Source organism: Bacillus sp. J33, assembly GCF_000518885.1.
In the GTDB taxonomy this organism is placed as follows: Bacteria; Bacillota; Bacilli; order Bacillales; family Cytobacillaceae; genus Cytobacillus.
Genome location: NZ_JAEL01000070.1, coordinates 19,985 through 30,611 on the forward strand (window position 1 = coordinate 19,985; position 10,627 = coordinate 30,611).

Consider the following 10,627-nt stretch of genomic DNA (forward strand, 5'->3'; position numbering starts at 1 on the left):
AGGAGCCGCAGCTGGANAATAGAAAAGCGGAGGCCCCTTCGCTGAATATAGATTATATCCATTAATGGATTGAGGTGACGTCAGCTTGATGAATGATAAGCTGCATGCATATATTGAGGAAATAATTCCGGATAGGCCGGAATTGCTGAGCAGAATGGAGCAATATGCCAAAGAGCATAATGTGCCAATTATGGAGCTGGCAGGAATAGAGGCAATGCTTCAGCTTTTGCGTATACAAAGTCCGAAAACGATTTTAGAGGTAGGTACCGCAATTGGCTACTCAGCACTCAGAATGGCCTATGCGCTGCCTGAAAGCAAAATTGTAACCATTGAACGGGATGCTGAACGCTATCAGCTTGCGGAGCAGTATATAGATGAATCAGGTAAAACTGGACAAATCCTTATTATAAAAGGAGATGCTTTAGAAGCTGAGGAAGATATCACTAATCATGGTCCATTCGACGCTATTTTTATTGATGCGGCAAAAGGCCAATATCAGCGTTTTTTTGAAACATATTCCCGATATCTTTCCGAAGATGGATTAATTATAACTGATAATGTCCTTTTTAAAGGGCTTGTGTGTGAACAGGAAATAGAAAACAAACGGATTAGAAACCTGGTAAAAAAGATTGATGGTTTTAATAAATGGTTAATGAGTCATCCAGAGTACTACACAGTTATACTGCCAGTAGGGGATGGAGTGGCAATCAGTAAAAAGAGGTGAAAAAGATGAAAAAACCTGAACTATTAGTGACACCAACTCGCGTAGAAGATATCATTCCATTAGTGTCAGCTGGTGCCGATGCCTTTGTAGTCGGCGAACAGCGTTATGGGCTGAGGCTTGCGGGCGAATTCCCAAGGGAAGAGGTCAAAAAAGCAGTAGAAATAGCCCATAAACAGGGTAAAAAAGTTTATGTAGCCATGAATGCGTTGTTCCATAATGATAAAGTCCCGGAACTGGAGGAATATATTAGCTACCTAAAAGAGATCAATGCCGATGCCATTATTTTTGGTGATCCGGCCGTATTAATGGCTGCCCGTTCAGCTGCACCTGATATGAAACTGCATTGGAATACTGAGACAACTGCAACAAACTGGTATACATGCAATTACTGGGGCAGAAAAGGTGCTGGCCGTGCAGTCCTTGCTCGAGAAATTAACATGGATGCAATTATTGAAATAAAAGAAAACGCTGAAGTTGAAATTGAAGTGCAGGTTCACGGTATGACCGCGATGTTCCAATCCAAGCGTTCACTGCTTGGAAATTACTATGAGTACCAGGGCAAAGCAATGGAAATCGAGAATCGCAAACAGGAAAAAAATATGTTCCTTCACGATAAAGAACGTGAAAATAAATACCCGATTTTCGAAGACGAAAATGGAACTCATATAATGAGCCCAAATGATATCTGCATTATTGATGAACTGCAGGAGATGATTGAAGCTGGAATCGATTCCTTTAAAATAGATGGAGTATTAAAGAGCCCGGAATATATCATTGAGGTTACTAAGCTTTATAGAAAAGCAATCGATACGTTTTCTGAAGACCCGGATCAATATGATGAAATCAAAGATGATCTTCTAGCTGAAATTGAAAAAATTCAGCCGGCCAACCGCCCGCTTGATACAGGATTCTTCTTTAAAGAAACAGTATATTAATCTGCGCTGTTCGAACAGCGGACGTGATTTAAAATAAAAAATAAGAAAGAGGAGGCAGCTTTATGACAGCGGTAAAAGATACTATTTCCGAAGTGGTCAATGGCAAAAGGGTTATTGTTAAGAAGCCCGAATTACTTGCACCGGCAGGAAACCTGGAAAAGCTGAAAATTGCCGTCCACTATGGAGCTGACGCTGTATTTATCGGCGGACAGGAATATGGGCTCCGTTCAAACGCAGGCAATTTCACTTTTGAAGAAATGAAAGAAGGCGTTGAATTCGCTAAAAAATACGGAGCAAAAATCTACGTTACTACCAATATCTTTGCTCATAACGAAAATATAGATGGCCTTGAGGATTACCTTCTAGGTCTTAAAGAAGCAGGAGTTGCTGGTATTATTGTTGCGGATCCGCTTATCATTGAAACATGCCGCCGTGTGGCTCCTGAAATAGAAGTGCATCTTAGCACCCAGCAATCCTTGTCTAACTGGAAGGCTGTTCAGTTCTGGAAGGAAGAAGGCTTGGAGCGTGTTGTTCTAGCGCGTGAAACAAGTGCGGAAGAAATTAAAGAGATGAAGGAAAAGGTTGATATTGAAATTGAAACCTTTATCCATGGTGCGATGTGTATTGCTTATTCTGGACGATGTACGCTCAGCAACCACATGACAGCCCGTGACTCCAACCGAGGCGGATGCTGCCAGTCATGCCGGTGGGATTACGATTTGTATCAGCTTGAAGGCGAAAACGAGGTCCCTTTATACAAAGAAGGGGATGCTCCGTTTGCCATGAGCCCTAAAGATTTAAAGTTAATTGAATCGATTCCGCGCATGATTGAAATGGGAATCGACAGTTTGAAAATTGAAGGACGCATGAAATCCATCCATTATATTGCAACAGTAGTAAGTGTATACCGGAAAGTAATTGACGCTTATTGCGCTGACCCTGAAAACTTTAAAATTAAGCAGGAATGGCTTGAAGAACTGGACAAATGTGCCAATCGTGAAACTGCACCTGCTTTCTTTGAAGGAGTTCCGGGGTATAAAGAGCAAATGTTTGGAAATCATAGCAAAAAGACGAATTTTGATTTCGTTGGTTTAGTCCTGGATTATAACCAAGAGACTCAAATGGTTACTCTGCAGCAGCGAAATAACTTTAAACCTGGACAGGAAGTGGAGTTTTTTGGCCCGGAAATTGAGAACTTTACACAAGTCATCGATAAAATCTGGGATGAAAAAGGAAATGAATTGGATGCGGCACGCCATCCGCTCCAAATTGTTCAATTTAAGGTTGAAAAGCCGGTATACCCTAACAACATGATGCGAAAGGAGCTCTAACCGAATGAAGCGCAAACCCGTTGTAATTGGGGTAGCCGGTGGTTCCGGCTCTGGAAAAACAAGTGTAACAAAAGCGATTTATGACCGTTTCAAAGGGCATTCTATTTTGATGATTGAACAGGATTATTATTATAAGGATCAGACGCATTTGCCTTTTGAAGAAAGATTGAAGACTAATTATGATCATCCTCTTGCCTTTGATAACGACTTGCTGATCGAGCATATTGAAAGTTTGCTTAGGTATGAACCAATTGACAAGCCCGTCTATGATTATGCCATGCATACAAGATCCGAGGAAGTCATAAAAGTTGAGCCTAAAGAGGTCATTATCCTGGAGGGGATTTTGATTCTTGAGGATGAAAGGCTCCGCAACTTAATGGATATGAAATTATATGTAGATACGGATGCAGATCTGCGGATTATCCGCCGCCTTTTTAGAGATATAAAGGAGCGCGGCCGTACAATGGATTCGGTTATCGAACAATATGTAAACGTAGTACGTCCGATGCATAACCAATTTATTGAACCAACTAAAAGATATGCGGATATTATAATCCCAGAGGGTGGACATAACTTTGTCGCCATTGATTTAATGGTCACAAAAATTCAAACAATTCTTGAACAAAAGTCATTTTTATGAAACAATAGCATAGAAAATGTTCAATAGGACTTATCCTTATTAATGACGGGCTGTGTTAAAGCCTTAGCACTTTGTTGATTGGAGGCTCGAAAATGCATTCGCATTTTCTTCGCGGTGTGTGAATTCGCGAAAGGCATTCAAATTCCTTAGGGAAAAGTGTTCCAAAGGAGATCCGGCAGATTTTAAACGCCGAAAAGCTCCGGTAATCCGCAGAAGCTTGAGTGCCTGCTGCCGAAATCAACATTTAGTTTAGCTGAGCCCAGAAAAATTAAAAAAGATGATCTGCGCGCCCTTTAACGAGGACGCGCTCCTATTCATTTTCCTAAAAATTTGATATAAAGTAGTACATACATTATAGAAACACATCCTGTAATGGAATGTGTAATTCGAAGGAGTGAAGGTTTTTGGCTACAGAAAAAGTTTTCCCAATGACACAAGCAGGTAAAGAAAAGCTTGAACAGGAGCTTGAATATTTAAAATCGGTTAAGCGTAAAGAAGTGGTTGAACGTATAAAAATTGCAAGAAGCTTCGGGGATCTATCCGAAAACTCCGAGTATGATTCAGCAAAAGAAGAGCAGGCATTCGTAGAAGGCCGCATCACAACTCTTGAAAACATGATCCGCAACGCGAAGATCATTCAAGAAGAAGAAATGGCTGGAGACATTGTAGCACTGGGCAGATCAGTTACCTTTGTTGAACTGCCTGACGGAGATGAAGAAACATACACAATTGTAGGAAGTGCAGAAGCAGATCCTTTTGAAGGCAAAATCTCCAATGATTCTCCGATTGCAAAAAGCCTGATTGGCCGTTCGGTTGGAGACGAAGTAACGGTTCAAACTCCTGGCGGAGAAATGAACGTACGCATTATTTCCATAAAGTAAATGAAATGAATATGGTTTGAAATCGGAAAACCTCGTCAAAACTTTTGACGAGGTGTTTTTTATGTGGAGAAAAAGAGCAGTTGGCTGGCTTATTATAAGTTTTATGGGCTTATGTTTGCTTTTGGGAAGGCTGATTCAGCTTCAGCTGATATCAACAGAACATTTTACAGACAGAGAAATAAACCTGCTTGAAGCAAGTGTAAGCCAGAGATCTCAGGAAATGGTCATAGATACTGGCAGAGGGAACTTTTTGGATCGAAACGGTAATCCGCTGACTCATGAAAATATCCCTGTTCTTATTTTATTTCCTTTTTTGGCAAAGATGGACTGGGATGTGGCACAAGTTTCAAAAATAACAGGGGCATCCGAATATTCTCTCAGATACTCAGTGGAAAAGGCTAAGGAGCCTTTTGCCTTTGGAAGTCCTAAACCGCTCCAGCTGACAGAGGAACAAATGGAGAAAATCAATGCACTGAAGATTCCAGGCGTTTTTGCTGTAAAGAAAAAGTATAATCTTCTGGAGAATCCTGCTGCGCAATTAATCGGGATTACTGGCCAAAATCAAAATCTTTTAAAGGAAAGGTATCCTGAAAAAGAGCTATCAATTAACACAATGGTCGGCCTAACCGGGATGGAGAAGAGTTTTGACGAGTTTTTGCTTCCAGAAGGTGCTTCCAAGCTTGTCTATCACGTGGATGCTACTGGCGGGCCCCTGTTCGGCATTAATGTAAAATATGTTGAACCAGCTAACCCATTCTATCCGGTAAATATCAAAACAACTTTGGATTATGACATGCAAATGATGGCTGAAGATTTGGCTGATCAGCATGGCATTAAAAGAGGAGGCATCGTTCTTCTGGATATTGAGACAAATTCGGTATTAGCAATGGTTTCACGCCCATCCATTAATAAAAGTGCCCCGTTTGACAAAGATAATGGCGGAACTGCCAATCATATGATCAAACAGCAAATAATGGGGTCTGTATTTAAGACTGTCGTCGCCGCAGCTGCTATTGATCATGGACTGGATGATCCAGCAAGGCAATTTGACTGCAGCAAAAAAATTAATGGACAGCCTGACACGAAGTATCAGCATGGCATGCTTAATTTTAACGATAGCTTTGCTAGAAGCTGTAATAATACATTTGCTACCGTGGCAAAAGAACTTAAGGATATAAACCCAGATCTGCTGGAAGAATATGCGGAGAGCCTAGCCCTGATTGGGCCTGTAAGCTGGCAGGGCGATATATACCACTTCAATAATTTCAAACAGCTCCAAGACGAGGAAAAAGGCAGGGTATTTTTATCTGGCGAGGCAAAAAAGGACAGCAATTTTGTTGGCCTTACAGGGATCGGGCAGCATGAAGTCAGGGCGACCCCGCTTGCTGTTGCAAATATGATGGCCACAATTGCAAGGGGAGGTACAAAAGAAATGGTCCGGGTTGCTTCAGAAATTGAATATAAAAACAGTACTTCTCTTTTGGAGTTTAAAGAGCAAAAGATGGAAGGAAACACAATTGCACCCTATACGGCAATGAAACTTCAAAAACTTCTTAGAGAAGTAGTAATTAATGAAGAGGGAACAGGCAAATGGTTTAAAGATCTTCCATATGAAGTTGCCGGCAAATCAGGTACGGCTGAAACTGGCAGAATAGTGGATGGCAAGCAGCTTCATAATAAATGGTTTGCGGGCTATTTTCCCTACAAAAATCCGAAATATGCTCTTGTTGCGGTAAATCTGGGGGTAACAGAGGATACAGGCGGCGTAAATCCCCTTTTTGCCGACATGGTGAAGGGGATATATAACCTAAATCATAATGAGGAAGATCCGTCCTTAGGCTCTACAGAATCTTAGGTGAATATGGTATATTGTAACTTTCTTAAGGCTGATTGCGTCCACTATACTGTTAGATTGAGGCCAAACAGTCTATCTTTTTATGATATAGGTTATCTCTTTTAAGATAGGCATAAGTCATGTTAGAATGTTTTACAGCTGGAATTCCAAGCTGTGAAATGTTGAATCTGGCTCGGCTATGATATTTTGCCTTTCATAATTGGCTGTGTTAAAGCTTATTGCTGATTTTAGCACCCTGTTGATTAGAGCGGAAGGTGCCAATCCCGCGAAAATGCTAAAGCATTTTCTTACGGCGAGGTGTTCTTTCGAGAAAGCTTATTCAATGTCCTGCGGGAGAAGCGTGTAAGCGGGAGACCCCGCAGGTGCGAATGCACCGGGGAACGTCAGACCGCCCGCGAAAGCTTGAGTGCCTCGTGCTGAAATCAACAGGCAAATTTAACAGAGCCTCATAATAAAAGGAGTCCTGATAAAAGTTGGGGAGGAGAAAGCCTTGAAAGGGAATGAATCCAGAGAGTCTCGTTTAGGCAAACGGGAAAAGAGAAAAAAGACTAACATTATTTTAAATAGTTTAATCGCACTGGTAATATTACTTATTATCGTTGTATCTGGAAGAATCTTCTTAGGCGGGAACAATGATGATGAGCTTCGGGCAGAGGAGCAAACAGCATCTGAGAATGCAGTGAGAGAAAAAGATAATAAATCAGATAGTCAGCCCGATGATCAGGAAAAAGAAAATGAGGAAGAAGCAGAAAAGGATAAGGAAGAGGCAGAGAAAGAGAAAGAGGCTGAAGAGAAAGAGAAAGAAGCTAAAGAGCAGGAAGCCGAGGAAGAAACAGAAGAAAATGAGGAAGTCGTCACCGAAGGCGGAAGCTCTCCAGATGTAGAGAAAACGATTGAAAACCCGTCATGGAAACCAGTTGGCACATCCCAATCGGGTGAGCACACAGCTGTATATGATCAAAATGCCGTGGATTGGAAGGAAATGCTCCAGGCAATCTCTTATGCTACAGGGGTTGACCAAAACAATATGACGGTTTGGTTCCTTGGCAATAATGGTCCGAACAAATCGGTAGGCACCATCTCTACAAAAGATCAAAGCGAAAAATACCGTGTCTATATTGATTGGGTTGACGGACAAGGCTGGAAACCGGTAAAGGTAGAAGTATTAAATAAAATAAATTATTAAGGACGCCTCGAGCGTCCTTATTTTTTTGCCTTATAATGAACAACAGCAGAGTAATAGGTTCTGCCGTTCTCATCAAGGTGCATTTGATGAGAAACATGGTGAACAGAAAGCAGTATTGCTTTATTATGTTCGATTTGGCTATTGATTTTCCTTTCGAGCTCCTTTAATGTTGGGGCCTCATAGAATTCAATTTTATCTTCGATTAAGTCAAATTGAAAACTCATAGATGATCTTCCTTTCCTGAGATAAGTAATATTAAGCAATTTCTATGATTCATTTTAGTACCGCCAATGTATTCTGGCAAATCTGTTCTGTGTTTTTGCACATATGCTGCTGATATATAAGGGATGCTGAGTGTATAATAGAATTTTGATATATGGAAAATATCCCGGCAGTGATGGTAGAATAGGTTTTGCGGCTGCAGAATTTAGCAGCGGTTAAGGTAAAAGAGTTAGTCTGCCAATAAAAAGGCTACAGAAAAAATATGAAAGAGGTTTTATGATGAAAATAGCGATTATTGGAGCAATGGAAGAGGAAGTTGCTTTACTTAGAAATAAGATAGATGGAAAAGGAAAGGAAACGATTGCAGGATGCGAGTTTACAACAGGAAAAATGAACGGGGCGGAAGTTGTCCTGCTGCGTTCAGGCATCGGAAAAGTAAATGCGGCCATGTCAACTGCCATCCTTTTGGAACGGTTTAAACCCGATTATGTAATTAATACAGGTTCAGCAGGAGGTTTTAATCCTGATTTAAATGTTGGGGATGTTGTTATTTCGACAGAGGTAAGGCATCATGATGTAGATGTTACAGCCTTTGGCTATGAATATGGGCAGGTGCCCCAATTGCCGGCAGCTTTTAAGGCAGATAGCGGCCTTATACAAATTGCTGAAGCATGCGCTAAGGAGGTTGGGGAAATCCAGGTTGTCAGAGGTTTAATTGCAACAGGTGATTCCTTTATGAACGATCCCGCTAGAGTTGACTATATCCGTGATAAATTCACAAACCTGCAGGCAGTTGAAATGGAAGCGGCGGCAATTGCCCAGGTTTCATACCAATTTGATACTCCTTTTGTAGTCATTCGCTCACTTTCTGATATTGCAGGAAAAGAGTCTGATATTTCATTTGAACAATTCTTGGAAAAGGCAGCTCTCCATTCAGCTACGCTGGTTATGAAGATTGTGGAGGCCATTAAGATAAATAAACAGTAAACATTTAAATAATCAATCCCATGTTTGCGCGGCGGTTTTCAGGTAAAGACCGCCTCCGCTTTTATTGAAATGCCTTCTTATGCTTACAATATTTACATCATCTTTGAAACTGCTTTCTATGTTAAAGTAGGATTATAGTCTTAAAATAGACATATAATTAGAAGGTGATAAAAAATGAAAAATGAAGCAAAGTGTTTATTTGAGAAAATGGTGGACTTTAAGCGGTTTGCTATTGCTCTGCTTGCTGTCGGATCATTTTTTTACCTGGGTTTAATTATTCCGGACACGGCAAATACAATGTCTGAATTATATACAATGGCAGGATCATCTGCAGTTTTCCTGATGGGTTCCATTTATTTCTTTGTGCTTGCCAAGCGCTGCCGTACAAAGCTGAATGAAACGGATGAAGGACAGGAGTTCCTGATGAAAAATAAGAGAAATAAAACGCCCTGATTTGGGGCTTTTTTTTTTGGTTAAAATTCTTTGTTGGTTTTACTGTTGATTGGGATGAGAAGACATCCAATGTCCTGGATGAGAAGCGGATTTAAGAAAGACCCCTGCCGGCTCGTATGTGATGATGAGCATCTGACTGCTGGCATGAAGTGGATACCAGCAGACAAGTTTAAAATAGCCCATTTTAAAAAAAGTTAAAAAAATAATCCAAAAAAGGTTTACAAAGCATGCAATGGTGGATATAATTACCAATGTAAGTGAAAAATTCTAACAAGGAGGTCGAATGAAATGATGTTAAATGCAATGGTTCTTAAAACAAAACTAAATAATTACTGTACGAATTCGACCTATATGGAATGGATCACTTAATTTATTGACATTACATATCCATGCCGCAGGGAGAATTGTGCCCTGCGGCTTTTTTATGCCATTTAGGCCAAAGCTGCAGGGGGTGTATCTCTTTGCGGCTTTTTTGTGCCTTTGGGCCGGATATGAAGAAGGAGGTGGAAAAATCTAATGACTTTAAATATATTCTTTTTGACAATAACCATTAAAAAACGTCAATTAACAGCAGAGGACATTTTGCATGAGGAAATGGTCAAAAAAATTCAGGATCAAAATCGCGATCGACAATTCTCAATGTATCGCCCGTTTTAATCTTCATTTAAATACTAGTGAAAGGTGGTTAGGAAAATGATTTTTCTTATTCAAGGACGTCAGGCAATTTTCTGGGTGGAGAAAGATTCCACCTAACAATGCTGTTAGGAGGTAAGCAAATATGTCTCTCCATATTTTGATTTTGACTTTGCGCTTCCGGAAAAAAAGGAAATAATTCTTACTGTCTGGATTAACAGAATGTTCACACTCACCTGCTAATTTATTGCAAAAACCATGTTACATTTGAGGAAACAAGGAATTTTGGAGAGGGGTGTGAAAGATGTTCTGGATTGTGATGGGATTGATTGTTTGCGGAGCTATTGGCTGCATTATTTCCGCGGAGGTTAGCGTAACAGAATAGCGAAATAGTAAAATTTGAATACAATAGACTAACAAAAGGACTGACTACTAAAGAGTCAGTCCTTTCAGACTGTCGACAAACTCGATGAAAATCGTGCTTGTCTGCAGTCTTTTTTATTTTAAAATAGAAGTAATACAATGCTTGAGGTGATTTAAATGCTTTCAAAACATAATCCAATTCAACGGGATCAAATTGAAATGGTTGCTTTAGACGAACTTGTACCGGCGGACCATTTGGTCCGCAAAATTGAAGCGGCGATTAATTTCTCATTCATCTATGACTTGGTAAAAGATAAGTATTCAGAAAAAGGCCGCCCAAGTATTGACCCTGTAATATTAATTAAACTCACATTTATTCAATATACCTTCGGTATTCGCTCCATGCGTCAAACAATT

At 40.3% G+C, this 10,627-nt stretch carries 12 protein-coding genes; 11 read left to right on the forward strand and 1 reads right to left on the reverse strand.

Annotated elements, in window-relative coordinates:
* The first annotated feature begins 88 nt into the window (after nucleotides 1–88).
* From L634_RS0118790 to L634_RS0118820, 7 genes are all read left to right on the forward strand, one after another.
* Nucleotides 89–724, forward strand: coding sequence for an O-methyltransferase (locus L634_RS0118790; protein WP_026583776.1), 636 nt, complete (start codon nucleotides 89–91; stop codon nucleotides 722–724).
* A gap of 5 nt (nucleotides 725–729) precedes the next feature.
* Nucleotides 730–1,659: a peptidase U32 family protein gene (locus tag L634_RS0118795; protein WP_026583777.1), complete on the forward strand. Its 930-nt coding sequence runs from the start codon at nucleotides 730–732 to the stop codon at nucleotides 1,657–1,659.
* 62 nt (nucleotides 1,660–1,721) lie between these two features.
* Nucleotides 1,722–2,990 carry a peptidase U32 family protein gene (locus L634_RS0118800; RefSeq protein WP_026583778.1) on the forward strand — a complete coding sequence of 423 codons (1,269 nt, stop codon included), beginning with the start codon at nucleotides 1,722–1,724 and terminating at the stop codon, nucleotides 2,988–2,990.
* A gap of 4 nt (nucleotides 2,991–2,994) precedes the next feature.
* On the forward strand, nucleotides 2,995–3,630 hold the full coding sequence (gene udk, locus L634_RS0118805) for a uridine kinase (RefSeq protein WP_026583779.1): 636 nt from the start codon (nucleotides 2,995–2,997) through the stop codon (nucleotides 3,628–3,630).
* A gap of 404 nt (nucleotides 3,631–4,034) precedes the next feature.
* Entirely contained in the window at nucleotides 4,035–4,511 is a 477-nt protein-coding gene (gene greA, locus L634_RS0118810) for a transcription elongation factor GreA (RefSeq protein WP_026583780.1), read from the forward strand.
* A 61-nt stretch (nucleotides 4,512–4,572) separates the two neighbouring features.
* Nucleotides 4,573–6,366, forward strand: a complete 1,794-nt coding sequence (locus L634_RS0118815) for a peptidoglycan D,D-transpeptidase FtsI family protein (protein ID WP_026583781.1) — start codon at nucleotides 4,573–4,575, stop codon at nucleotides 6,364–6,366.
* A 490-nt stretch (nucleotides 6,367–6,856) separates the two neighbouring features.
* Nucleotides 6,857–7,552: a YrrS family protein gene (locus L634_RS0118820; RefSeq protein WP_026583782.1), complete on the forward strand. Its 696-nt coding sequence runs from the start codon at nucleotides 6,857–6,859 to the stop codon at nucleotides 7,550–7,552.
* Nucleotides 7,553–7,569: 17 nt separating this feature from the next.
* On the opposite strand, the gene L634_RS0118825 is transcribed toward L634_RS0118820, so the two are convergent.
* Nucleotides 7,570–7,776, reverse strand: a complete 207-nt coding sequence (locus L634_RS0118825; RefSeq protein ID WP_026583783.1) for a YrzA family protein — start codon at nucleotides 7,774–7,776, stop codon at nucleotides 7,570–7,572.
* 277 nt (nucleotides 7,777–8,053) lie between these two features.
* Here L634_RS0118825 and mtnN point away from each other — a divergent pair, with 277 nt between their 5' ends.
* The 4 genes from mtnN to L634_RS0118860 form a co-directional block, all read left to right on the forward strand.
* On the forward strand, nucleotides 8,054–8,761 hold the full coding sequence (mtnN, locus tag L634_RS0118830; protein ID WP_026583784.1) for a 5'-methylthioadenosine/S-adenosylhomocysteine nucleosidase: 708 nt from the start codon (nucleotides 8,054–8,056) through the stop codon (nucleotides 8,759–8,761).
* A gap of 174 nt (nucleotides 8,762–8,935) precedes the next feature.
* On the forward strand, nucleotides 8,936–9,214 hold the full coding sequence (locus L634_RS0118835; protein WP_026583785.1) for a YrhC family protein: 279 nt from the start codon (nucleotides 8,936–8,938) through the stop codon (nucleotides 9,212–9,214).
* Nucleotides 9,215–9,730: 516 nt separating this feature from the next.
* Nucleotides 9,731–9,871 carry a YrzI family small protein gene (locus L634_RS32855; RefSeq protein WP_084028941.1) on the forward strand — a complete coding sequence of 47 codons (141 nt, stop codon included), beginning with the start codon at nucleotides 9,731–9,733 and terminating at the stop codon, nucleotides 9,869–9,871.
* A gap of 516 nt (nucleotides 9,872–10,387) precedes the next feature.
* The coding region (locus L634_RS0118860) for an IS1182 family transposase (RefSeq protein ID WP_009331768.1) at nucleotides 10,388–10,627 on the forward strand (240 nt) is incomplete at its 3' end.